Source organism: Xylanibacter ruminicola, assembly GCF_900142525.1.
Lineage (GTDB): Bacteria > Bacteroidota > Bacteroidia > Bacteroidales > Bacteroidaceae > Prevotella > Prevotella ruminicola_A.
This window is the reverse complement of record NZ_FRBD01000019.1, coordinates 42501-67515: the sequence shown is the minus strand read 5'-3', so window position 1 is coordinate 67515 and position 25015 is coordinate 42501. Positions and strand designations below refer to the sequence as shown.

25 protein-coding genes and 1 pseudogene are annotated in these 25015 nt (G+C 47.3%); 14 read left to right on the top strand and 12 right to left on the bottom strand.

The features are described 5' to 3' along the window. Positions 1-23: 23 nt before the first annotated feature. A complete protein-coding gene (locus BUB86_RS12680; protein WP_073210093.1) occupies positions 24-869 on the bottom strand; it encodes an aldo/keto reductase in 846 nt (281 codons plus the stop codon). A gap of 1 nt (position 870) precedes the next feature. Continuing rightward, entirely contained in the window at positions 871-1473 is a 603-nt protein-coding gene (locus BUB86_RS12675; RefSeq protein ID WP_073210090.1) for a flavodoxin, read from the bottom strand. 209 nt (positions 1474-1682) lie between these two features. Here BUB86_RS12675 and BUB86_RS12670 point away from each other — a divergent pair, with 209 nt between their 5' ends. Continuing rightward, positions 1683-2498 (top strand): helix-turn-helix domain-containing protein, encoded by an 816-nt coding sequence (locus BUB86_RS12670; protein ID WP_073210191.1) that lies wholly within the window; start codon positions 1683-1685, stop codon positions 2496-2498. 70 nt (positions 2499-2568) lie between these two features. Here the strand turns inward: BUB86_RS12670 and BUB86_RS12665 are convergent, their stop codons facing one another. Further along, entirely contained in the window at positions 2569-2829 is a 261-nt protein-coding gene (locus BUB86_RS12665) for a hypothetical protein (protein WP_139261611.1), read from the bottom strand. A 75-nt stretch (positions 2830-2904) separates the two neighbouring features. Between BUB86_RS12665 and BUB86_RS12660 the strand changes: the two genes are divergently transcribed. From BUB86_RS12660 to BUB86_RS12630, 7 genes are all read left to right on the top strand, one after another. Continuing rightward, positions 2905-3354, top strand: a complete 450-nt coding sequence (locus BUB86_RS12660) for a DUF4112 domain-containing protein (protein WP_073210086.1) — start codon at positions 2905-2907, stop codon at positions 3352-3354. Positions 3355-3481: 127 nt separating this feature from the next. Beyond that, positions 3482-4027: a glutathione peroxidase gene (locus tag BUB86_RS12655; RefSeq protein ID WP_073210084.1), complete on the top strand. Its 546-nt coding sequence runs from the start codon at positions 3482-3484 to the stop codon at positions 4025-4027. A 23-nt stretch (positions 4028-4050) separates the two neighbouring features. Next, positions 4051-4494: a hypothetical protein gene (locus tag BUB86_RS12650; protein WP_073210082.1), complete on the top strand. Its 444-nt coding sequence runs from the start codon at positions 4051-4053 to the stop codon at positions 4492-4494. Positions 4495-4506: 12 nt separating this feature from the next. Then, positions 4507-4746, top strand: coding sequence for a hypothetical protein (locus BUB86_RS12645; RefSeq protein ID WP_081373242.1), 240 nt, complete (start codon positions 4507-4509; stop codon positions 4744-4746). Between the two features lie 11 nt (positions 4747-4757). Further along, a complete protein-coding gene (locus BUB86_RS12640; RefSeq protein ID WP_073210078.1) occupies positions 4758-5162 on the top strand; it encodes a ferritin family protein in 405 nt (134 codons plus the stop codon). Between the two features lie 12 nt (positions 5163-5174). After that, positions 5175-5897, top strand: coding sequence for a flavin reductase family protein (locus BUB86_RS12635; RefSeq protein ID WP_254795165.1), 723 nt, complete (start codon positions 5175-5177; stop codon positions 5895-5897). A 277-nt stretch (positions 5898-6174) separates the two neighbouring features. Continuing rightward, positions 6175-6600, top strand: a complete 426-nt coding sequence (locus tag BUB86_RS12630) for an Hsp20/alpha crystallin family protein (protein ID WP_073210075.1) — start codon at positions 6175-6177, stop codon at positions 6598-6600. Between the two features lie 84 nt (positions 6601-6684). Here BUB86_RS12630 and dinB read toward each other — a convergent pair whose 3' ends face one another. The 4 genes and pseudogenes from dinB to BUB86_RS17865 all read right to left on the bottom strand — a co-directional run. After that, positions 6685-7773 carry a DNA polymerase IV gene (gene dinB, locus BUB86_RS12625; protein ID WP_073210073.1) on the bottom strand — a complete coding sequence of 363 codons (1089 nt, stop codon included), beginning with the start codon at positions 7771-7773 and terminating at the stop codon, positions 6685-6687. A gap of 15 nt (positions 7774-7788) precedes the next feature. After that, the gene (locus BUB86_RS12620; protein ID WP_073210071.1) at positions 7789-8232 is read right to left on the bottom strand and encodes an acyl-CoA thioesterase; all 444 of its coding nucleotides are present in this window, start codon (positions 8230-8232) and stop codon (positions 7789-7791) included. A 574-nt stretch (positions 8233-8806) separates the two neighbouring features. Further along, positions 8807-9874, bottom strand: a complete 1068-nt coding sequence (locus tag BUB86_RS12615; protein ID WP_073210069.1) for a Fic family protein — start codon at positions 9872-9874, stop codon at positions 8807-8809. A 407-nt stretch (positions 9875-10281) separates the two neighbouring features. Then, positions 10282-10440, bottom strand: a pseudogene (locus BUB86_RS17865) (Bro-N domain-containing protein); the annotation flags it as partial. An 858-nt stretch (positions 10441-11298) separates the two neighbouring features. On the opposite strand from BUB86_RS17865, the gene BUB86_RS12605 reads away from it, so the two are divergent. Then, on the top strand, positions 11299-11679 hold the full coding sequence (locus BUB86_RS12605) for a DUF4112 domain-containing protein (protein WP_081373238.1): 381 nt from the start codon (positions 11299-11301) through the stop codon (positions 11677-11679). Positions 11680-12041: 362 nt separating this feature from the next. Here BUB86_RS12605 and BUB86_RS12600 read toward each other — a convergent pair whose 3' ends face one another. The 3 genes from BUB86_RS12600 to ppdK all read right to left on the bottom strand — a co-directional run bounded on the left by BUB86_RS12600 (position 12042) and on the right by ppdK (position 16923). Next, the gene (locus BUB86_RS12600) at positions 12042-12656 is read right to left on the bottom strand and encodes a hypothetical protein (protein ID WP_073210067.1); all 615 of its coding nucleotides are present in this window, start codon (positions 12654-12656) and stop codon (positions 12042-12044) included. A 35-nt stretch (positions 12657-12691) separates the two neighbouring features. Then, the gene (locus BUB86_RS12595) at positions 12692-13987 is read right to left on the bottom strand and encodes a Fic family protein (protein ID WP_073210189.1); all 1296 of its coding nucleotides are present in this window, start codon (positions 13985-13987) and stop codon (positions 12692-12694) included. Between the two features lie 215 nt (positions 13988-14202). Next, positions 14203-16923: a pyruvate, phosphate dikinase gene (gene ppdK, locus BUB86_RS12590; RefSeq protein WP_073210065.1), complete on the bottom strand. Its 2721-nt coding sequence runs from the start codon at positions 16921-16923 to the stop codon at positions 14203-14205. Between the two features lie 199 nt (positions 16924-17122). Here ppdK and rlmD point away from each other — a divergent pair, with 199 nt between their 5' ends. Beyond that, entirely contained in the window at positions 17123-18589 is a 1467-nt protein-coding gene (gene rlmD, locus BUB86_RS12585; RefSeq protein ID WP_073210063.1) for a 23S rRNA (uracil(1939)-C(5))-methyltransferase RlmD, read from the top strand. Positions 18590-18676: 87 nt separating this feature from the next. Next, on the top strand, positions 18677-19807 hold the full coding sequence (locus BUB86_RS12580; protein ID WP_139261607.1) for a porin: 1131 nt from the start codon (positions 18677-18679) through the stop codon (positions 19805-19807). Here the strand turns inward: BUB86_RS12580 and BUB86_RS12575 are convergent. Beyond that, the gene (locus BUB86_RS12575) at positions 19804-21285 is read right to left on the bottom strand and encodes an oligosaccharide flippase family protein (RefSeq protein ID WP_073210058.1); all 1482 of its coding nucleotides are present in this window, start codon (positions 21283-21285) and stop codon (positions 19804-19806) included. The genes BUB86_RS12580 and BUB86_RS12575 overlap by 4 nt on opposite strands. 92 nt (positions 21286-21377) lie before the next feature. Between BUB86_RS12575 and BUB86_RS12570 the strand changes: the two genes are divergently transcribed. From BUB86_RS12570 to BUB86_RS12560, 3 genes are read left to right on the top strand one after another with little or no spacing between them, the layout of a single operon-like run. Next, a complete protein-coding gene (locus tag BUB86_RS12570; RefSeq protein WP_073210055.1) occupies positions 21378-22274 on the top strand; it encodes a glycosyltransferase family 2 protein in 897 nt (298 codons plus the stop codon). Beyond that, positions 22259-23221: a glycosyltransferase family 2 protein gene (locus BUB86_RS12565; RefSeq protein ID WP_081373237.1), complete on the top strand. Its 963-nt coding sequence runs from the start codon at positions 22259-22261 to the stop codon at positions 23219-23221. Before BUB86_RS12570 ends, BUB86_RS12565 begins: the two co-directional genes overlap by 16 nt. Then, on the top strand, positions 23218-24309 hold the full coding sequence (locus BUB86_RS12560; RefSeq protein ID WP_073210051.1) for a glycosyltransferase: 1092 nt from the start codon (positions 23218-23220) through the stop codon (positions 24307-24309). Before BUB86_RS12565 ends, BUB86_RS12560 begins: the two co-directional genes overlap by 4 nt. 48 nt (positions 24310-24357) lie before the next feature. Here the strand turns inward: BUB86_RS12560 and BUB86_RS12555 are convergent, their stop codons facing one another. Continuing rightward, a complete protein-coding gene (locus tag BUB86_RS12555; protein WP_073210048.1) occupies positions 24358-24900 on the bottom strand; it encodes a 30S ribosomal protein S16 in 543 nt (180 codons plus the stop codon). Between the last annotated feature and the right edge of the window lie 115 nt (positions 24901-25015).

Sequence of the window (25015 nt, the reverse complement as noted above, 5' to 3'; positions counted from 1 at the left end):
TGCAAGCATGATTCTGCCCTCACTTAACCGTATGTTTCAATTAAGTATTTCACGAACTGTGGGTCGCCGAAATCTCTGGTGCCTGCGTCGTGCTGGTTCATCTTGGCAATCTGAGCCATCTCCTCGTTACTCAGCGTGAAGTCGAAGATGTCGATATTCTGCGCCATGCGCTCCTTATGGCTCGACTTGGGAATAGCCACGATGCCACGCTGGGTGAGCCAACGAAGGGCTATCTGTGCGGCAGTCTTACCATATTTGGCTCCGATAGTAGCCAATAACTCACTCTTTACGATGCCGTCTGTGCCTTGTCCGCCAAGTGGATACCAAGCCATCATCTTGGTGCCAAACTCGCCATGAATGGGTTCGATGCCCGTCTGCTGAGAGAGGGTGTTGCATTCCAACTGGTTCACCATCGGTTTCACATCTACATAGTGGGCGAAGTCGAAGAAACGGCCTGCCTGGAAATTGCTGACGCCGATGGCGCGAACCTTGCCAGCACGATAAGCCTTTTCCATCGCCCGCCAAGTACCGAACACGTCGCCGTAGGCTTGGTGGATAAGCAGCAGGTCAATATACTCCGTCTGCAACTTGCGCAGGCTCTCGTCGATACTCTTGGCGGCCTTTTCCTCACCAGCATTGGATATCCATATTTTTGTCACGAGGAATAAATCTTCGCGTTTGATGCCACTCTTGCGCCAGGCAGTGCCAACGGCTTCCTCGTTCTGGTAGGCCTGTGCCGTATCAATCAGGCGATAGCCCACGCTCAAAGCATCACTCACACAACGCTCACACTCGTCAGGGCTTACGAGAAACACACCGTAGCCCAATGTCGGCATCTTGACGCCGTTTGATAATGTAATGTACTCCATATTATTTCAATCCATTAATCCATTTTTCTACTTTCGCTTTCTCTGTGCGCACCTCGTGACCGTAGATGCTAAAGCCCTTTGTGACATTTGCACCAGGGAAGGCATCCTTCACATCCTCCACGCAGTTGGCCAATCCCGAGCCTTCGTGAGTGGTGAAAGGAATGACGGTCTTGTCCTTCAGATCGTTTGCATGCTTCTTGAAGAAGGTGAACATCACTTGCGGATAGGTTCCCCACCATACGGGACCACCTATGAAAACGGTGTCGTACTTTGACAAATCGATGTCGCCCTCATACTCAGGCAGTTCACCGTTCTTGGTCTCTTCCTTCGCCAGATTAATGAGTGGTGTATAAGCCATACCGTCATACTTGTGGGTGACGATTTCAAACTGTTCTGCGCCAGTTAACTCAGTGATGTAGTCGGCAACAATCTTCGTGTTGCCCACCTCAATGTTTCCTACTGCGTAGTTGTCTCCAGCATGTGAGAAGAACACTACAATTGCCTTTGAATCCTTATCCATGACTTTCTCCTGTTTTGAGCCACCGCTGCAAGCCGTGGAAACCAACAATGCTATGGCGGCTGTGATGATACTTTTAATATTCATTTTAAATATACTTTTGAATCTGGGTGCAAAGGTACGACGATTTTTCGATACTGCGGTTTCACAAATCACCTCACAATTTTCACTTTTTGCCGAAATCGTTCTTTTATATATAAAATAATGTGTAATTTTGCACAGTAAACTGCGCGAACTTGCTCATGCTCGGCAAAAAGCAAGCTTCCTGCGCTCGCTTAATCGCAACTTTCGCAGCCATGAAGGAAGATTTTCTATATTCAACAGACTTCTACGGGATGAATGCCCGTGAGTTGAGTCACACCTGCATGCATCTGCTTTGCTTAGCAGGCGAGGCAAGTTTTGTATTCAACGAGCATTGCTACCACATTGTCAAAAACGACCTGGTTGTGATACCGATGCCCGATAGGGTAAAGAACCTTGCGGCACATGCAGACTTGCAGGTGGAGTGGTTTGCTGCCGATTACAAGTTCCTGCAGAACCTGTTGCCGTCGAACAACTACAGCATCGGTGGCAGTATCTCGCTGAACCAAGACCCTGTCATCAAACTGACAGATGAACAAGCACAACATCTGCTTGATGACTTCCATCGTCTTCGTGACCGCAAGGATGACCGCCATCTGCAGTTCTATCGCGAACTGATGGGCAGTCTCTGCCTGACGATGATGTACGACATCTTCGAGGCCCATGCCCAACGAGAATCCACAGATAGCCATACCGACCGCACAGCCTACATCGCGAAACAACTGATGACATTACTTTCCACCGGCATCAGCCGAACGGAGCGTGATGTGAGCTACTATGCCGAGCGACTGAATGTATCGCCAAAGTATCTATCTGCCACCATCAAGCGCGTGACGGGACACAGTGTAACCTCATACATCGACCGCCATACCATACCTATATTAAAAGACTATCTGAATGATGAACGCCTGTCGCTCACTCAGATAGCCGACCTGATGAACTTCACGTCGCTCTCTTACTTCAGCCGTTACTGCACCAAGCATCTCGGCCAGTCGCCCAGCGATTACCGCCTGAGTCTTCAACCGAAGTAAAGCGATCTGCACGAATATTAGCAAAAGAACCATCACACCGAGATTGCCCGACTGATAAAGGACTTTCTTGCTACAACTCTATCACATGCGGTTTGATGTCTGTATCGTGAGTGGCAAGGCTCTCGATGCAATTGGCATCCATTGACTGTTCGCGAATCCACTGGAGCGACTTGCGCTGCATCTCCTTGTCGAGCGACACACCGCTGGTAATCATCTCCTTCCACGACTTCGTGGCATAACCGCCATCTGAGAACAGTAGCACGTAGTGTCCGTCCTCGCGGGTAATCTTCACGGCACAAAGTCCGTCGCAGTGACCGGGTATGTTGATCATCTGCCGAGGCCTGTGCAGCGATAGCATTATATATTTTGTGAGGGCTTGCAACTTTTCACTACGTTCAAACGTCTGATGGACAACAAAGCCTATCAGACGATGAGTGGTCTGACGCGCTACATGGATCGCTACTATCTGGATGCACTCATTGGCATCATCCCTGGCTGGGGCGATGCCCTTGTGTTACTCTGTGTAGTGCCGTTCGTATATTTCTCGTCGAGAGTCATCAAGAGCATACCTTTGACGCTGGCCGTCCTCAATAATGCCCTGCGTGACGTGCTCTTGGGCATGATTCCCTTCTTCGTCGGTGACGTTATCGACATCTTCCATCGTGCCAACACAAAGAATATGGCAATGATTCAGGGCTTTGTTGACGGTGATGAAACCATCATCAAGCAAGTGAACCAACGAACTTGGCAGTCAGCCATCGTCCTCATTGTCCTACTATTGCTCATAGCCTTGATGATATGGGCACTCATCAGCTTTGGCAGCTACCTGTATTCATTGGTAGCATCCATCTTCTAAAGGGTACACGAAGAAAACATCGCAGACGATATATTGTTAAACTCTCTTAAAGTTTTTGATAAATCGCTTGCGATATAAAGTATTCTTCTTACCTTTGCATCGCGAACGATATAAACAGATAAAAGATATGGCAAAGATTTATGATTTCAAGGCTCTTACGAGCAAAGGTAAGGAGATAGATTTCTCACAGTTTCAGGATAAGGTATTGCTGATTGTCAACACTGCCAGCAAGTGTGGATTCACACCTCAGTTCGCAGGACTGGAGGAACTGAACCAGAAGTACAAGGACAAAGGACTGGTGATTGTCGGCTTCCCCTGCAACCAGTTCAAGGAGCAGGATCCTGAGGGCGATGCAAAGATTGAGGAGTTCTGCCAACTGAACTACGGTGTTACATTTCAGATTATGAAGAAGGGTGATGTCAACGGCCCCGATGCGCAGCCCATCTTCGAGTATTTGAAGAGCGTAGCTCCCACAGAGGAGTACAACGGCCTGAAAGCCAAAGCTGCCAAGACGCTCTTCAAGGCCATCAGCAAGAGCGTGGAGAAGGACAGTGACATCAAGTGGAATTTCACCAAGTTCCTGATCTCAAAGGATGGTGAGACCATCAAGCGCTTTGCGCCCACCACAGAGCCCAAAGACTTCGAGAAGGACGTGGAAGCCATGCTGGCTTAATTGACAATTGAGAATTGAAAATTATGCACACAGAATTACAGCTTGACAACCAGATATGCTTCCGTCTGCTACTTGGTCTCTTCATGACCTACGCAGGCATCAGTCATCTGACGATAGCTCGTCAGGAGTTCGTAGCACAGGTGCCTACATGGCTTCAGTTCAGTCCGGGCTTTACAGATTTCGTCGTATTGGCATCGGGCGTGATTGAGATTGCCCTCGGCCTTGGCATGTTGTTCCTTTGGAAAAAGAAAGCACTCGTCGGTGCGCTGCTCGCACTCTTCTATGTGCTCATCTTCCCAGGCAACATCAACCAGTATGTGAACCATATCGATGCCTTCGGTCTCAACACCGATCAGGCCCGTCTCATCCGACTGTTCTTCCAGCCGGTACTCATCTTCCTCGCCCTTTGGTCAACAGGTGGCTGGAAGTATTGCAAGAAACTCTGTAACAGCTGCAGGAAAGGATAACTTCGAATGGGCATGAAGATCAAAGAGTGGCTGCAATCCCTTTCGTTCAGGACTGGTGTCATTGTCCTGATGTGCTGCATACCCTTCTATATCCTGTCCTTTGCCCAGATGTTGCTGCCCATCAGTGCCACAATAAAGGGCGTGCTTTGGGCTGTGCTCTTCGGACTGGCCAAGACCTGCCAGTATGGAGGACTGACGATCCTGGGCGTTGAAGGCTATAAACGACTACGGAATAAATTCAGAAAGCAATAAAAAAATACAATATGATTTACGGACTTACAAAAGGAACAGATTTTGAGAAATTATGCGACGGAGCCGCCAAGGCTGAAGCCGCAGAAGTGATGACGTACTATGCCCTCGCACGTATGGCAAAGGAGCAAGGCTATCCCGAAGAGGTCTCGGAAACCTTCATAGAGATGGCCAATCAGGAGGCCGTCCATGCAGGATTCTATGCCACGCTCAACGGCAAGTATAATGCCGACATCTGGCAGATCGCAGAGAACTATGCAGCCGGAGAGGAAAAGGGAGAGGAACAGGTGAACCAGTTTGCCCAGGCATTCCGGGCTGCAGGCATGAACGAGGCTGCCGACGAGATGGAGATTTTTGCCAAGCAGGAAGGTCATCATGGTGCCACCTTGCGGGCTATGATCGAAAAATACAAGAAATAAAAGAATAAAGGTATGAAGAATTTTATGAAATCATCAGCCTTCGTGCTGACAGGCGCACTGCTCATTGCCGCCTGTGGAAATAAGGAGCAGAAGAGTGAGGCAAACGTCAATGAGAATCCTACTCAGGAGAAAGTCGAGGTAAAGGCAGTTGAGGGTCGCAAGAACTTCAGCGACAAGGCTGTTATCACACCACTGCCCGCCATCATGATTGCTACATGGGACGAAAACAAGAATCCCGACGTGATGATGGCTGCTTGGGGAGGCCAGTGCGGACCTAAACACATCACCTTCGAACTCTCCAAGCACAAGACCACAGACAATATCCGTCTGAAGAAGGCTTTCACCATCAGTTTTGCCACGAAGGGTGATATTGTCCAGAGCGACTATTTCGGCATCGTGTCCGGCAACGACGTGCCCGACAAGGTGGCTAAAGCGGGATTCACCATCACACCAAGTCCCAATGTCGATGCACCTATCATCAACGAGTACAAGCTGACGTTGGAGTGCAAGGTCGTGACCTTCGATGAAGACGAGAACGGTGGTGCCCGTGTCGTTGGCGAGATTGTCAACATGAGTGCTGACGAGAGCATCCTCGACGAGGAGGGTAACATCGACCTCGGCAAGCTTCAGCCCGTCATCTTCGATTCTGCCAAGAACGAATACCGTGTAGTCGGCGAGAAAGTCGGCACGGCTTGGGGATCTGGCAAGACCATTCAGGAACGTGAGGTGAAGTGATCAATTCTTGAACAACCTTCGATACTGCCGTCTGTAATAGATGGCAGTTTTTGTGCTGTCAAAATCGAGACAATGTTTAAAGGAGTTTAAGATAGCGTCAGCATTGTTTAAGCGAGTTTAAATTCCGTACCATAATGACCTTCTCCGATTGACATTTTGTCACTTGAGCCACCTGTCGGCATGTACTTTGCTTATCTGTTAGTGAAAGCTGAAGCGAAAGCAGAGGCGATCAAGAACAAACAAGTTAAACTAAAAGTATAATTAGGAGGTATTGATTATGTTGAACGGATTAATGAAAAGCAACGGTTGGTTCCCAACAATGTTTGATGATTTCTTTAACACTGATTTCATGCCTCGTGCCAACAGTACAGCACCCGCAGTCAATGTCAAGGAGACAGACAAGAGCTATGTAATGGAACTTGCAACTCCAGGCATCAAGAAAGAATATTGCCGCGTAGCCATCAACGACGAGGGCAACCTCACCATCGCCATTGAGAACAAACAGGAACACAAGCATGAGGACAAGCACCATCACTATCTGCGCCGCGAGTTCAGCTACTCAAACTACGAGCAGAACTACGTGCTGCCAGACGATGTGGTGAAGGATCAGATTTCTGCTAAGGTGGAGGACGGCATCCTGACCATCACCATGCCGAAGACTGAACCGAAGGAGAAAGTCACCAAGGCCATCGAGGTATCATAAGCCTCGCAGGGCTTTGTCTAAATAAGATTGAAACATCTAAAAACAGTTGGGAGCAGCATCCATTGCGGTGTTGCTCCTCTTTATTTATTTCTCTGGCCATGGCTCAAATTCCAATTCCAACTCAATCCATTGATTTTCTTCATGTGGTGTGGCAATCTTTTGATTGGAAACGCCCAATCCTAACAGTCGGATGGGGTGTGAGTGGAATTCCACTTGCTGCATCAGTTGTTTCGCCAACGGCAGGATCTCATCTTTGGTGCGGAGAATATGGTCAACGGTGATGCTGCGGGTGATTTGCTGGAAGTCTAAGAATTTTACTTTCAATGTCAACGTCCGACCTTCGAAATCGTTCTTCTCTATGCGCCTGACCAGTTCGAGCACCGTGTGATACAGATGAATGGTGACGGCAGCATTCTCGCTGATGTCCGATTCAAAGGTCTGCTCACAGCTGACACTCTTCCGTTCCCACTCACTGATAATAGGACGGTTGTCGATGCCTCGCGAGAAATCGTAGAACACCTGTCCCATCTTGCCGAACTCCTGCGTCAGTCGGCTCAGTGACATGTTTCTCAGGTCAAGTCCCGTGAAGATTCCCATTCGGTGCATTTTCTCAGCGGTCTTTTGACCTACTCCCCAAATCTTCTCCACCTTCAGTTGTGCGATGAAGTCCAAAGCCCTGTCTGGGTGAATCACCGTCAGTCCGTCGGGTTTTCGCCAATCGGAAGCAATCTTTGCCAGGAACTTGCAGTAGCTCACGCCTGCCGATGCCGTCAGTCCCGTCGTCTCACGGATGCGCTGCTTGATTTCTCGCGCAATATCCACGCCCAACTCAATTCCCTTCTTATTCTCCGTCACATCAAGAAAGGCTTCGTCGAGGGATATAGGCTCTATCAGGTCGGTATAGTCGTGGAATATCTTGTGCAACCGTGCCGACACCTCCTTATACTTTTGGAAATGCGGCTCCACGATGATGAGTTGCGGACACAGCCGCTTGGCAACCTGAATGGACTGTGCAGAATGCACGCCAAACCGCCGTGCCTCGTAACTGGCCGTTGACACCACACCCCGCTCCGCATCGTGTCCTACCGCTATCGGCTTGCCACGAAGCTCCGGCTGGTCACGCTGCTCTACAGCTGCGAAAAACTGATCCATGTCCACATGTATGACCTTCATAAGCTAATTCTTTGCCTATTTCGCTTCGATGTTAATCACTCCGTCATAGTCGCTGATGGCCTTGCGCCATTCGTCGGGAAACGGCATGGACAGCTTCTGTTCCAAGTCATATAGCACCAATATCGACAGGCAGCGGCTCTTCACCTCCTGCGTGTCAGTGTCAAAGATTTCCTGTTCCAGATGGAAACTCTTGTTGCCGAGTTTGGCAGTACGGGTGCGGACGGCAATACGGTCAGTGCCTTTTATCTGGGCAAAGAACTCCACTTCTATCTTCACCACGAAGATAGCATAGCGATCCCAGTCAAAACCTTTGCATACGGTGGAGACATAGTCAGTCTTACCAGAGTCGTAGAACTGAAAATATATGGTATTGTTCACGTGCCCGAACTTGTCAACGTCGTTGAAACGTATCTGCAGCGGCACCACATTGTGAAACTCGTTATTACTTTCTTCTGCCATCTTATTAGGCTTAATCTCTGTATAAATCGGCTGCAAAGATACAAAAAGTTTTGGAAAGTTATACGCATTTACAACATTTTTCGTATCTTTGCAATCAGATTAGAAAATCGTTCCTTCAAAAACGGAGGGGGATAGGCATTCTCAAGCGAAGAGGATGTTTCTAAATTTTAAATTATGTAAATTACAACTCTGCGAAAATTCGTCGCAAAATTGGCGCAAAAGCAAAATGCAGAAACGCTGAAATGCCGATAAATACAGGGGTCCTAGGCAATTAGACAACTTGCTTGTGGTTCTGAATGTCGTGGGTTCGAGTCCCACCAGGCACCCCAAAGAGTTTAAAACTCGCGTAAATCCCTGTAAGTAAACAACTTACGGGGACTTTCTTTTTTACCTCTGTTTTTGAAATATTTCTACGTTAGGTGTACATTGGGTGTACACTTTGAAATTAGCATTTCTCATCATTTATCAACTGACGTAATTCAACAATGAAAGATTTAATATCCGATCTGTGCTCACCAAACTTTTCCAATCCTTCAAGTAGGCTCTTTCTTAGTAGTACTAAATTACGAATGCGCTACATTATTTTTGAATTCATTGCAAGAATATGCCAACTACCATCGTCACGTCGGTCCACATAGCCTTTCTTCCTGAATCCCTCAATCTGCTTTTGCACTGCTGAACGATTTACTGATATACGATCTGCCATTTCGGAGAAGGTTATAAAAGGCTTATCATGCATAAGTGTAAGCAACAGACTACCATTCTCGCTTCTGAAGTTAATTCTCTGTCCATCGTACCACCAAGTGTCTTTATCTGCATTCTTTACGATGTCTATCTCACATTGCATTTCCTCGCATACTGTCTGACGAAAGAAAGCGAGGAATGATGTTATCTTACCTATTGTGGCGTGAGCACCATCAGAAGGTACTTTACCGATTTTCTGGTCAGAACGATGTAAAGCCTCTAAGTATTCAGCCTTTTTGCGATTGCGGATAACAATCATGGGCCAACCATGACGAGCCATAATGTAGTTCACCATCAAACGAGCAATACGTCCGTTACCATCTTCGAATGGGTGAATACGGATGTAGCGGTAATGAAACAAAGCTGCCAACTCAACAGGCGATAACTTACCATCTTGCTCAGCAGAGTTATACCAATCCACAAGATCCCCCATCAGTGATGCCGTTTCTTCAGGCGATGCATATTCAAAGCGGTCGCCATATCGAGTTATAACACTGTTGGGACGTGTTTTATACTGTCCTGCATGAACGGTATAACTTGTCTGTCCACCTCCAGGAAGATCTCGATAGACGGTATAGTCTTCGCGCAGAAGCACTTTGTGTAACTGACGGATAAAATTCTGTGTCAGTGGCATGTTTTTGTCACGTACAGCTTCCATAACCATCTCTACACCCACCTGACTGGCTTTCATATCAACAAAGTCCTTTAGGTTTCCTTCGCCACTCACCTTGCCAAACATTAAAAGCAACTCTGTCTGTCCATAGGTCAGCGTGTTGCCTTCAATGTGGTTACTGTTGTAGTTATACTCAGTCGTAAACTTGTTACGCAAAAGCTCCACGTGCGCTTCCGAAAGTGGGAAGAGCGACTTCCAATCTTTGTATATTTCTTCTACCTTCATAATTGTACCACCATTTTAAGTGGGTTACATACCACCTTTTAAGGTCGATTTATGCAAATTTGCCATACATACCACCTTTTTAAGTGGGTTGCGTACCACCTTTATAGATACTGGCCACAAAGATAGTAGTTTCTTAGCAAACAACAAAACTTTTAGCAAAAAAGTTAATGATTGATGTCCCAAAATACATTTTGGCATAACGAAATACGCTGTAGTTGTAGTTGTTACGACATTTTGTTTTGCTATAATGTTGCTGCAGTAGTGCGCTCGCGGCAGCTGCATGATTACCTGACTTCACAAGTTCGCCAACTGAGCCAATCGTTAAACAATCCTCGCAATTGTTCTACACTCTAAATGACAGTCATGACAATGACAGTTTTAAGCATAGCTGGTGTCTGGGTTTTCAGCAGCACCTCAGAGGTTACCCAGCGCTTGAAGGCCTTGGCCTGCGGGAGCTTAGATGAGAGGATGAGTGAGTAGAGACCTGACTCGTTGATGACCACGACTCGAGTTTCATAGGCAGTCTCCCGAATTGGGAGGGTGCCCTTATCTTCAGGGTCTACGTGTTGGCCTTGTAGTTTGAACCTGATACCTGAATTAGGTATGAGGTTTTGTTGTCAGAGTCGACGTGAACCTTGAGTGCATTAGATGTTTGGTTATTAACTTGGCAAGTACGAATCTCGCCGAACTTTCGCTTGTAAATATTTGAATGTTCCCCCCCGATGCCATTAAGATGTCTGACAAACACTCTGATTTTCTCTACCGACACTTCTCGTCAGATTTCCTTTATAGGTCCGTTTGGTGTCATAACAATGCGGAGGCCGCGTGAGTTTGGCGATGTAGGACGGCCTTGAAGGTCGAAACTGCGTCCGTCAAGTTTCTGATTGCTTGTTCTTGGCGAATGGATGCCTAACGTAGAAAACTCCTCTGTACACCGTTGTCATGGATTGTCATTGTCATGATTGTCATTAAGGGTTTGGAGGTTGGATGGGTAAAATTATCTCTATAAAATATATATTATATATAATATATATTTTATAGCTACTTTTTAGAGTTCAGAAAGCTTAATGACCTTAATGACAATGACAATGATGACAATGAATAGGGATAAAAATTTCTCACAAATAATTAGAAAAGTATTCGCAAACCGCAATCTATTTGTAGTACCTTTGCATCGTAAAAATAACGCTCTCACGTGCGCGCGTAAAAACTCTCACGTGCGGCGGTAAACATTGAACATTGAACATTGACCATTGAACATTGAACATTGACCATTAAACATTGACCATTGAACATTGAACATTTCACTATTCACTATTCACCATTCACCATTCACTAATAAAGAATAAACAAGATTCTCGACGTTGGAGATTTGTAAAAGAGGGAAGCGATTTTGATAATGAATACGAGTTCAAAATTAAGAAATAATTAATGGATATGAGTTTAGACATAAAGAAAACGGTAGAGACACTTGGGGCCTTAATATCTATTTCTCAACGCGCGTTATCAAAAGTATACCCCTTACTCTTGCTATTATCAACAATGCACTTCGAGATGTGCTTTTGGGCATGATACCATTCTTTATTGGCGACATTATTGATGTTTTCCATCGCGCCAATACCAAAAATATGGCGATGATTCAAGGATTTGTCGACGGCAATGAACTAGTCATCAAAGAAGTAAACCGAAAAGCCATACAATCAGCCGTAATTCTCATCATCCTGCTTTTACTCATTGCTCTTATGATATGGGCTTTAGTAAGTTTCGGCAGTTACCTATATTCATTAATTGCTTCTTTATTTTAAAAACAACAAACTCATAATCACCTAACAGTCAAACACTTAACAGTGTACCAGAAATTTTACTCAGTGGAGTGAGTAATATTACTCAGTGCAAAAACTACACTTTTCAATAAAAATCCCCATCAAGTGATGACTTGACGGGGTTCTTTTTTTATAATGATTGAAGGGGATTACTCTTCAACTGCTGCCTGTGCGGCGGCTAACAGATGTTGATTATCAACGAGTTACAGAGTTATTGTAAACTACTGGCGACTCTTTTACGACACATTCTGCACGTTTTTACACGCTCATGGCAACGAAAACGTGTTTTTACGGCAGAAAAATCTATTTCTATGTCATTTTCTTGTTTTTCGCTAAATTGAAATTTACCGCTTCTGACCACTCAGCCATCTTTCAATATATTCATAATCATAACCTTTGGGCCCCTGAAAGAATCCTCCAATGTGGTTTGTCTTGGATAATTCAATCTTTTCTTGAACTTGGTCAAGATTACCTGAGTGTATGTCCATCATTAGTTCGTAAATGCGGTTAGTTCGCCCCGTTGGGCAAAAAGCATCGGGATTGGGATTCTCGCTGAGGAAATGAGCAATGTCTGATTCTATGGTATTGAACGTGCTTTCCCATCGGGCGACCACATCATCTTCTGTGTAAACAGGAATTTTGTCTGTATCAAAGACAAAGTACTCCTTTAAGTGTACATCTGGAACAGCAAAAGCTCCATTACCTCTTAAACTCTTAGGTGCTTGTTTGCATTCTGGCACCTCAAATATGTCCCACCATAAATCATCAATAAAATATGGCTTCACGGAAAGCTCAACCTGCTCCAAGACACAATGACACAAGCTGAAATAATAGCCGGAATCAATTTTCCAATTGAGATAGTCGCATTGTTTCCAACCAAAGTTCTTTGCTACTTGTTTCCTACACTTATTTGAGACTTTCTCCAATGCGTTACGTGCTCTTGATTCTTCTCTGGTCATAATTTTAAATTCATATGTTTACATTTCTATTTTTTCTATTCTCTATTACTTGCAACTATATACGAACAGTATTTACTGAGTAGATTAGACAATGGCAAATCGCCTTTCTGGAATCGGTCAGCATCGAGTCTGAGAATTCTTTCGCAAATTGGTTTCTTACCTTTATACAAGGCATTGAGATATGGAATGCCATTTTCTTCAGTAATGCTTATCTCTGCGAAGAATTGCGTCATGTCTTCTGCATCATAGACAATGGAGTAGCTTGGGCGTTTAGCTCCTGGAATGTCCTCTTTCAGGATGTTCTTGTTAATCAAGTCCTGTATGTCACGTATAGCTGTGTCTTTCGAGCACTTGGCCAATGATGCCCACGTCTTTGACGTTATCTTTGCCTCGTAGCCGTCAAGGAACAGATTGAGCATCTGCGTTTGCCTTTCTGTCATTGGTACAGCGGAAGCTTTCTGCCAGAAGAAACTCTTATTCAAAATGGTAGTGACGATGGTATCTGCTTCGTCGAGAGCATCCACCAATTTCTGCATGTACCACACCAACCACTCCGTTATATCGCCATCGCCATGCTGCATCCGTTCCAGAATCTCGTAGTAGTGATTCTTGTCCTTATTAATCTGTGATGAAACATTGTAGAAACGGAACTCGCTCTTTTCTCCACGAGCAAGAAGCATGTCTGAAAGAATGCGGGCCAACCGCCCATTACCATCCTCGAAGGGATGAATGCTTACAAACCAAAAATGAGCGATGGCAGAACGGATGACGCTGCTTACTGGCTCCTCGCCATCAAACCAGATGAGGAATTTTCCCATCTCCTCTTCTACACGCTCTGGAGAAGGAGCAATATAGTGAATCTTCTCACGTCCGAACATCCCGCTGACAATATGCTCCTCGTTTGTACGGTACTGACCTATTTCTATCTGGCTTCCTTCGCTATAACCCGAAGGAAAGAAAGCGGATTGCCAAGCGCACAATTTCTCTTTACTGAGGGGCATATCATAATGTTGAACCGCTTCGAGCATCACACCCACGACGGAATCGACATAATGCGATGGCGCAGTATATTTCACATTCTCAATACCAAGCTTCCGGGCAATGGAAGAACGCACCTCATCTACGTTCAGCCGTATGCCTTCAATTTCCGAAGAATACACTACGTCGTAGGTCAGGTTCTCCGCCATCGCACGTAATTTGCTGTCAAATCCCAATGAACTTAACCTGCCATAAAGCAACCCCTGCTTACGGAATACTATCTCCTGAAGAAGCGACACCTTAGAAGTGTCCCAACGGAAGTTTGTCCAATTGTCTCTTTCGTGTATATACATAATGCATTCGTACTTTATGCGACAAAATTTCATATACAACGTCGCAAATTCTGCGGCAAAAATACTAAAATAATGTCGAATAGCCAAACAAATCTGCAAATTATCGCAAATTATGCAACGTTTTTAGTCAATAATCGTCGGAAACCTTCTTCCGAAGACTAAAAAAGGACCTGCCCAAACGGACAGGTCCCTTTCATTATATCAGAGTATTCAGATTACTCTTCAACAGCTGCCTGCGCGGCGGCGAGGCGTGCGATGGGCACACGGAATGGAGAACAGCTTGCGTAGTTCATGCCAACCTTAGCGCAGAACTTAACAGAGCTAGGCTCACCACCATGCTCACCACAGATACCGCAACGCAGGTCTGGACGAACCTCACGACCCTCCTTAACGGCAAACTTAATGAGACGGCCTACACCAACCTGGTCGAGAACCTGGAATGGGTCAACCTTCAGAATCTTCTTGTCGAGGTATACAGGCAGGAACGAAGCGATATCGTCGCGGCTGTAACCGAAGGTCATCTGAGTGAGGTCGTTGGTACCGAATGAGAAGTACTGAGCCTCTGAAGCAATCAGATCAGCAGTCAGGGCAGCACGTGGAATCTCGATCATTGTACCGATTTCGAACTCAACCTCGATACCGTACTCAGCGAATACCTCCTTAGCGGCATACTGGATAATCTCCTTCTGCTGCTTGAGCTCGTTGATAGTACCAATCAGAGGAACCATGATCTCTGGCATTGGGTTTTTGCCCTCCTTCTTCAGCTCGCAAGCGGCAGAGAGGATAGCCTTGGTCTGCATAGCGGTAATCTCAGGGAAGGTGATACCCAGACGGCAACCACGGTGACCCAGCATTGGGTTGTTCTCAGCGAGTGAGTCAACACGACGCTTGATCTCCTCCAAGCTTACGCCCATCTCCTTAGCCATGGTCTCCTGACCAGCCTGATCGTGGGGAACGAACTCGTGGAGAGGTGGATCGAGCAGACGGATGTTAACGGGCAGACCGTCCATAGCCTCGAGGATACCCTTGAAGTCGGCCTTCTGGTAAGGCAGCAGCTTAGCAAGAGCCTTCTCACGTCCGGCAACGCTATCAGCCAGAATCATCTCACGCATAGCAACGATCTTCTGATCCTCGAAGAACATGTGCTCGGTACGTGTCAGACCGATACCCTTAGCACCGAATGCGCGAGCAACCTGTGCATCGTGTGGTGTATCAGCATTGGTACGAACCTGCAGCTTGGTGTACTTGTCGCAGAGGTCCATCAGCTCCTTGAAGTCGCCCGAAAGCTCAGCAGCCTTGGTTGGAACCTCGCCAGCGTAAACCTGACCGGTTGTACCGTTCAGAGAGATGTAGTCACCCTCCTTATATACTGTACCGTCGATCTCAACAGTCTTATCCTTATAGCTTACATTCAGAGCACCAACACCCGATACGCAGCACTTACCCATACCACGAGCCACAACAGCAGCGTGAGAGGTCATACCACCACGAGCGGTGAGGATACCCTCGGCAGCAGCCATACCAGCCAGATCCTCAGGTGAGGTCTCGATACGAACCAGAACTACCTGATGACCATTCTCGTGCCACTCCTTAGCATCGTCAGCGTGGAATACAATCTGACCGCAGGCAGCACCTGGAGATGCAGGCAGACCCTGAGCGATAACCTTGGCCTGAGCCAGAGCCTTCTTATCGAATACGGGGTGCAGCAGCTCGTCGAGCTTCTGAGGCTCGCAGCGCTGGATGGCAGTCTTCTCGTCGATCATACCCTCGTGCAGCAGGTCGATAGCAATCTTAACCATAGCAGCACCAGTACGCTTACCGTTACGTGTCTGGAGGAACCACAGCTTGCCCTCCTGAACGGTGAACTCCATATCCTGCATATCGTGATAGTGGTGCTCCAGCTTGTCCTGGATACCATTCAGCTCGGCATAGATCTCAGGCATAGCCTCCTCCATTGAAGGATACTTGGCAACGCGCTCCTCCTCAGAGATACCAGCGCGCTCAGCCCAGCGCTGAGAACCGATCTTGGTAATCTGCTGTGGAGTACGGATACCAGCCACAACGTCCTCACCCTGAGCATTAACCAGATACTCACCGTTGAACAGGTTCTCACCATTGGCAGCATCACGGCTGAAGCAAACACCAGTAGCTGATGTATCGCCCATGTTACCGAATACCATAGCCATTACTGATACGGCTGTACCCCACTCGTCGGGGATTCCTTCCATCTTACGATACAGGATAGCACGCTCGTTCATCCAACTGCGGAATACAGCGCAGATAGCGCCCCAGAGCTGCTCGATAGGATCGTTGGGGAAGTCCTTACCAGTGCGCTCCTTGATGGCAGCCTTGAACAGCTGAACCAGTTTCTTCAGATCCTCTACTGAGAGGTCCTTATCCAGAACAACACCGCTCTCCTTCTTAACCTTCTCGATAATCTCCTCGAATGGGTCGATATCGGTCTTATTTACAGGCTTCATCTCGAGCACTACATCACCGTACATCTGTACGAAACGGCGATAAGAGTCGTATACGAAGTGAGGATTGTTTGTCTTCTTAGCCATACCCTCGGCAACCTCGTCGTTCAATCCCAGGTTCAGGATGGTGTCCATCATACCAGGCATTGAGGCGCGGGCACCAGAACGTACTGATACCAACAGAGGATTCTGGGCATCGCCGAATTTACAGTTCATCAGGTCTTCAATGTGCTTCACGGCAGCCATCACGTCGTCATTCAGAAGTTCCATAATCTTCTGCTGACCAACCTGATAGTACTCATTACAACAATCTGTGGTGATTGTGAAACCTGGAGGAACAGGCACACCGATATGGTTCATCTCGGCAAGGTTAGCACCCTTACCGCCAAGTTCCTCACGCATTTTTGCATTACCTTCGGCCTTACCATTACCGAAGAGGTAAACTCTTTTCTGACTCATACGTAATATTTATTTGTTGATGATAAATTATTTTTGATTAGATTTTGCAAAGATACTAAAATCCAATCAATTCTGCAAGAAAAAAAGGCAAAATTTGTAAAGTCGACCTTACATTTTTGATTTTTTGACCTATAACCCTGCAATTAGTTTGGATTTTTGCTATAATTATAGTACCTTTGCACCCAAAATAAAGAATTGTATGGCAAGAAACAAGAAACCATTACCACTCCTTGAGGGTGTTGAGATTGAGGCTGTAGCTGCCGAGGGCAAGTGCCTGTTCCACTGGAACGACATGGTGGTGTTTGTACCATTCTGCGTGCCTGGCGACGTGTGCGACGTGCAGATTCGCCGCAAGAAGCACTCGTTTGCCGAGGGCGAAGTAGTACGGTTCATCAAATATAGTAATGTACGCGCGACCCCTTTCTGCGCCCACTTCGGTGTGTGCGGAGGATGTAAGTGGCAGAACCTGCCCTACGAAGAGCAGCTGAAGTTCAAGCAGCAGCAAGTGAAAGACCAGCTGACACGCATCGGCAAGATTGAGTTGCCCGAGTTCCGCCCCATCATGGGTTCGGTTCACACCCAGGAGTATCGCAATAAGCTCGACTTTGGTTGCGCCAACAAGCGCTACCTAACCAAGGAGCAGATACAGACACTGCCTAACGACGAGAGTCAGAGCCTGAAGGATGTACCCGCCATCGGATTCCACATCACAGGTGCATTCGACAAGATTCTGCCCATCGAGAAGTGTTGGCTGATGGACGATTTGCAGAACCAGATTCGCAACGAGGTGCGCGACTATGCCATGGAGAAGGGCTTGAGTTTCTTCGACCTGAGAGCTCAGGTAGGACTGCTGCGCGATGTGATTATCCGCAATAGCGCCAGCGGCGAGTGGATGGTGATATTCCAGTTCCACTACGACCGCACTACAGACGAGGCGCTCGCACAGAGCGAGACTGAGGCTAAAGGACTGCTGCAGCACATTGCCGACAAGTTCCCACAGATCAGTTCACTGATGTATCTGGACAACCAGAAGTGCAACGACACCATTGGCGATCAGGACATCATGGTGTTTAAGGGTACCGACCATATCTTTGAGCTGATGGAAGACCTGAAGTTCAAGGTAGGCCCCAAGAGCTTCTATCAGACCAATACCGAGCAGGCATACCATCTATACTCAGTAGCTCGCGAGTTTGCATTTTCTAATTTATCTAGTGATACTAGCAAGCCCTTGGTTTACGACCTCTACACAGGTACAGGCACCATTGCCAACTTTGTGGCTAAGAAGGCCAAGAAGGTAATCGGTATCGAATACGTGCCCGAGGCCATCGAGGATGCCAAGGTGAATTCAGAGATTAACGGCATCGACAACACCCTGTTCTTTGCTGGCGACATGAAGGATATTCTGACAGATGAGTTCATTGCAGAATACGGGCGCCCCGACGTGATTATTACCGACCCTCCACGTGCCGGTATGCACCCCGATGTGGTAAAAACAATTCTGAATGCGGCTCCCGAAAGAATTGTGTACGTATCGTGCAACCCTGCCACACAGGCTCGCGATTTGCAGGCCATGGATGCAAACTACAAAGTAGCAGAAGTGCAGCCAGTGGATATGTTCCCCCACACGCCGCACGTAGAAAATGTGGTTTTACTTACAAAACGATAAATTTTATTTAACTTTTGGTGCAAAATGTTTGGATTATTAGAAAATAATCCTTATATTTGCGCCATACTAATTTAAACTAAAGGAATTATGAAGAGATTAACTTGGTTATTCGCATTGCTCATCGCATCGGTTGGCATTGCAAACGCAGAAACTGTTGCTGAAGTTGAAGAAACACAGGCAACTACCGAGAAGGCTACCATTGAGGTTCCTGCTTGGGTGAAAAACATCAAGTTCAGCGGCTACGGCATGCTGCAATATCAGGGAGAAGACACTGAGGGTGCTCACACAAACACATTTAATCTTCGTTTGGCTCGTTTCATTCTGGACGGTAAGATTGGCGATTTCGACTGGCGTGCTCAGATTCAGGGCACAAACGTAACTGGTCCTGGACAGCCAACCGTACAGTTGGTTGACCTCTATGCTGAGTGGCGCAAATATCCTGAGTTCAAGATTCGTGCTGGTCAGTTCAAGCGTGCCTTCACATTCGAGAACCCCACCCACCCCATCACTCAGGGATGGTATTCTTACGCTATGGTTATCAACAATCTCTCTGGTTTCGGCGATCGTACAGGTGAGAAGTCATCAGGAGGTCGTGACATCGGTATTCAGTTCTCTGGAGATTTGTTCCCCAATGCCAACGGACGCCGATTGCTGCACTACCAGATTGGTGTTTACAATGGTGAGGGTGTGAACGAGAAGGATAAGGACAACCGCAAGGATATTATCGGTGGTCTATGGGTAATGCCTATCAAGGGTTTGCGCATCGGTGCTTTCGGATGGACTGGTACCCGCGGTGGAATGTACGACCCAGTGATAGAGAAAACAAGAAGCGTTGAGAAGAACCGTTACGCCATTTCGGCTGAGTACGACAAGGACGAGTACACATTCCGTGCTGAATATCTGCACAGCCAGGGCTGGGGTGCAGAAAAAGCTGGTAACAACGTTCGTCAGATAGATTACTCTAAGGGCGACAAGGCCGATGGTTGGTATGCATTCGGTATCGTTCCTGTAATCAAGGGCAAGCTCCACGCTAAGGCTCGTTATCAGACATATCGCAGCCAGAAGGAATGGAGCACATCAAAGTCGATGTACGAGATCGGTTTGAACTATTACTTCTCAAAGAATCTGCAGCTTAACGCAGAGTATGGTCTTGTAAACGAGCGTTCAGTTAACAAGAACCACAACTTTGTAGATGTAGAGCTCGACTTCCGCTTCTAATCCTTGCGGAACCTACGGGTTAGGGCCTGCCACAGATGAGTCTTCTTACGAAGTATCTGGAGTGAATACAGGCTGCTCGCCGAAACAACGAACAGTTCTACTAGCCAGTAGACAAAGCCATCAAGAACGATGGTACAGGCGTAGGCGAGGAATCCAAGAGAAAACAAAACAATAGCATAACGAGATACGGTTACCGAAACGCGGTAGCCGTATTTTTTATAGGCATAGAGGTTAATCATCACGTAGTCGAACACATGAGCCAATGTGATGGCAACGCCCGTGCCCAACAGTCCCGCATACTGATAGCCCAGCACAATGAGCAGCACAAACACCACGTAATACGACGATTCAAGCACCAGATAAGTCATAGAGTAGCCACGAGCCAGCGTGATATAAGCCACAGGCAGTGTGAGCACCTTAAAGAACATAGCCAGAGCCGCCACCTGAGCCATAGGCACCATAGGCAGGAACTCGCTGGTAAACAACTGCGGAATCAACACTGGCAGCAAGGCTATCAGCGCAGTAAGCATGGGGGCAATAATAAGCAGCGACACCTCCATCTGGCGATTCACGGTATAGTTGGTGGCTTCTACATCGCGATTAACGCCTGAGAGTCGTGGGAAATAGTCGGTCTCCATAGCCGAGAACACCATGCCAGCATAGGTAATGGTGAGCATGTAGCCGGCATTATAGAGTCCCAGCATATCCAGATCGGCCACCACATTCAGGTACGAACGTACTATCATCTCGGCAGCACTAGCCGCTATACCTGCCAACGTAAAGGCTACACCAAGGCGCACCATCTCCATACCCTCGCCCAGTATGCCGCGGGCACCACTTAGCTGCAACGGGAAGATGCGCCACGAGAACCACAACGTGGCACACATGGTGACAAATGCCATCAGCACGATGACAGGTACGATACCGGCCTGCCAGAAGAAATAATAGATAGGTATCGAGATGACCAGAGATGCCAATGCCGCTACAATCTGTACTAAAGCCAAGGCACCCAGTTTGCGCTGACCTTTAAGTATCGCCGTTTCGCCACCGGTAATGGCTATCATACCGATAGCAGGCGCCAGCAGTATAAAGTGCAACGTGTGATTACCCCACGCAAAGGTGGCATCGCTCAGAAACGGGCCCACCACCACGCACAGCAGCATTCCCAGCAGCGCAGTAAGCAGGCACCAGCCTCGCACCACCTTAACGTAGTGGGCAGCCTTCTCTGTTTCGCCGGCATCGTAATACTCCGATATACGGCGCACAGCACTAAAAGAGATGCCGAGATGTGTGGCTTGCGAAAGAAGCTGAACAGTGGTATTGAAAAGCGACACCAAGCCCATGCCACCAGGCCCCAACAACAACGCCACAAACTTATTGCGCACAAGGCCTATCAACACATTCAGACCTTGCACTCCACCAAACAGTCCCGTGAATTTAAGCACGTGACTATATGTTTCGTCGCGTTTGCTTGTCATTTTCTATAAAACCAAACGCAAAAGTAATTAAAAAATTACGTTTATCCAAATATAATTTGGAATTTTACTCGCTTATTCGTATTTTTGCACCCATGAAACTGAGTATCATCATTCCTGTATATCGCGTAGAAGCCACGCTCAACAGATGTATCGAGAGTGTGCTGAATCAGAATCTGGATGATTTTGAGGTGATACTCATCGACGACGGATCGCCCGACAACTGCCCCCAGATGTGCGACGATTGGGCCCATAAAGATAGCCGCATACGCGTGATACACAAGTATAATGGCGGTTTGAGTGATGCACGAAACGCTGGTATAGCCCAAGCTCAGGGCGATTACATCACCTTTGTAGATTCGGATGATTTCGTAGCCGGAAATACTTACGCACCCTTGATTGAGACGCTGGCATCTGATTCAACGATAGACATCATTGAATATCCCATCAGAGATTTTGCTTTCAATCCACCAACCGTCTATACCCACATGGACGATTACTGGTACTCAGGCCAGGCTTATCTGCACACTTATGCCTGCAATAAGATTTTCAGCAGAACGCTGTTTACCGATGTCAGATTTCCTGAAGGCAGAGTCTTCGAAGATGTCTATACCCTCCCCCAACTTCTGAAGAAGGCACATAAGGTGATGACAACCAACAGGGGATTCTACCACTATTGTTACAACCCAGAAGGAATCACAGCAAAGGCCGATGGCAAGGCGCTGAAACAGTTGCTGAAGCCCCACGCAGACATCATCAGAAACAGCACCCGAGGCGATGCCGCCTTCCAGCAGTACTACATGCACGTACTGAACATACAGATGGATGTTTTTGAGCTGACAGGCGAGACCCCGATTCTGCCCACGTGCCACATCAGCATGAGCAACGTAACAGGCATATCGAAGTTAAAGGCGCTGGCGCTCCATCTGCTGGGCATCAAAACATTATGCAAACTCAACAAAATCATTCACCGCGTATGGAGAAACCATTAGTTAGTTTTATTATTCCATATTACAATCTGCCCATACAGATGCTCTGCGATTGTATCGACAGCATCCTGGCATTATCGCTCTCGCCCAATGAACGCGAGATAATTGTAGTCGACGATGGCTCGGATGAAAGTCCTGTTAACCATCTCATGAAATACGGCAACGACATATTATACATCCGCCAGCGAAATACTGGTCCTAGCGAAGCAAGAAATGCGGGCATACAAATGGCCACAGCACAATATCTGCAATTTGTAGATGCCGACGACTTCCTGATAAGCGATGCATACGAGCACTGTTTGCAAATAGCACGTAGCCAGAGTCCGGAGATGGTGGTATTCGATTTTGCCACCACCACACCAACAGATAGCAAGGAATACAAAGACCAACCCATACAAAGCGGTTGTCACTATATGCGCCACAACAACATCCACGGTATGGCTTGCGGCTATCTCTTTAAGCGCTCCATCCTGGGCGATTTGCGCTTCACCCCAGGCATCTACCACGAGGACGAGGAGTTTACAGCCCTTATCATGTTGCGTGCAGAAACACTCTGTCTCACATCTGCCCAGGCTTATTGCTACCAGAATCGCACAGATTCCAGAGTGCGTAACCACAATCAGCAGCAAACCACTCAGCGCCTCAACGATCTGAAAGGTGTCATCAACAGACTCCATATTGCGGCCGATCGCATGCCAATCGATGATAAGACGGCCTTGCAACGCCGTGTGGCACAACTCACCATGGATTACATCTATCAGGTAGTTTGGCACACACACTCACGCCAGCAGTTGGAAAGCGAAATTCAGGAGCTTACCCGCCTCAGTCTGTTCCCCCTACCCGATAAGGATTATACCACCAAATACACATGGTTTCGCCGTTTATCAGCCACATCTATAGGCCGACGCATGCTTCTGAGCATCATTCCACTAACCCGCAAAGAACGATGAAGATATTACTACTTGGCGAATATAGCAACGTACACAATACTTTGGCCCTAGGACTGCGAGCGCTGGGGCATCAGGTTGTGGTAATATCCAACGGCGATTTCTGGAAGGACTACCCTCGCGATATCGATGTGGCCCGCATGCCGGGCAAACTGGGTGGCATCATGCTGATGGCCAAGCTCTATGCCTTGCTCCCCAAGTTGCGAGGCTACGATGTGGTGCAACTTATCAACCCCATCTTCTTCGAACTGAAAGCCGAGCGCCTGTTCTGGTTCTATCGCTATCTGCGCCAGCACAACAAGCGGGTGTTTCTGGGGGCCTTCGGCATGGATTATTACTGGGTTCACGCCTGTACGTATGAAAAGCCTCTGCGCTATAGCGACTTCAACATCGGCAACCATGTGCGCACAGATACCGAAGCTGTCAAGTACCAGCGCGACTGGCTAGGCACAACCAAAGAGCAGCTCAACAAGCTGATAGCCCAGGATTGCGATGGCATCATAGCGGGCCTGTACGAGTATTGGGCATGCTATAGCCCTGTGTATGCCGATAAAACGTGCTTTATCCCCTTTCCTATCAAGATGCCCGAGAGCTACAATACCGAGCGGGCTCAGAAATCAAAGGTAGTCATCTTTATCGGTATCAATCGCGAACGCTCGGTTTATAAAGGCACCGACATCATGCTTCAGGCAGCAAAGGATGTTCAGCACAAATATCCGCAACGCATGAAACTGAACATAGCCGAGTCGGTTCCGTTTGCTGAGTACAGCCAACTGATGGAAGGTAGCGATGCCATCCTCGACCAGCTTTATGCCTACACGCCTTCGATGAATCCCCTACTCGCCATGTCGAAGGGCATTATCTGTATAGGGGGTGGCGAACCGGAGAATTACGAGATTATCAACGAAACCGAACTGTGTCCCATCATCAACGTTGAGCCTACTTATGAGAGTGTTTATCACGAACTAGAGCAGTTGGTGCTAAATCCTAATCGCATTCCAGAACTCAAACGCCAAAGCGTGGCATACGTCAAGAAGCACCACGATTATCTGAAAGTAGCCCAGCAGTACCTTGATTTTTGGACAAAATAAAAGCTCCACAAAATGTGGAGCCTTTAAAACTTTCAATTGTCAATTGTCTTAAGCCTCAGCAGGAGCCTCCTCTGTAGCGGGAGCCTCAGCAGCAGCCTCAGCAGCCTCAGCCTCTGCCTTAGCAGCAGCCTCTGCAGCCTTCTTGTCAGCTACCTTCTTAGCAATAGCCTCGTTAACAGCCTTCTCTGCCTTCAGAGCGTTAGCAGCAGCGTCCTTCTTAGCCTTTGCCTCAGCCTCAGCGATCTTAGCCAGACCGTTCTGCTTGTCAGCCTTCCATGCGTCGAACTTCTTCTGTGCAGCAGCCTCATCGAAAGCGCCCTTCTTTACGCCACCCTTCAGGTGCTTCATCAGGTAAACGCCCTCACGGCTCAGGATGTTACGTACAGTGTCTGTGGGCTGAGCACCTGTCTCTACCCAGTACAGTGCACGCTCGAAATTCAGGTCTACTGTGGCAGGATTGGTGTTAGGGTTGTAAGTACCAATCTTTTCAGTGAAACGACCATCACGTGGTGCACGAGCGTCAGCGATTACGATGCTGTAGAAAGCATAACCTTTACGACCGCCACGCTGCAATCTGATTTTTGTTGCCATGTTTTTAAATCTTTAAATTTTAATTAATTAATTGAATTTCATGCTCTTATCTCGTAAAAGCGGGTGCAAAGTTACGACAAAAAAGTGAATAGCGAATAGTGAACAGTGAAAAGTG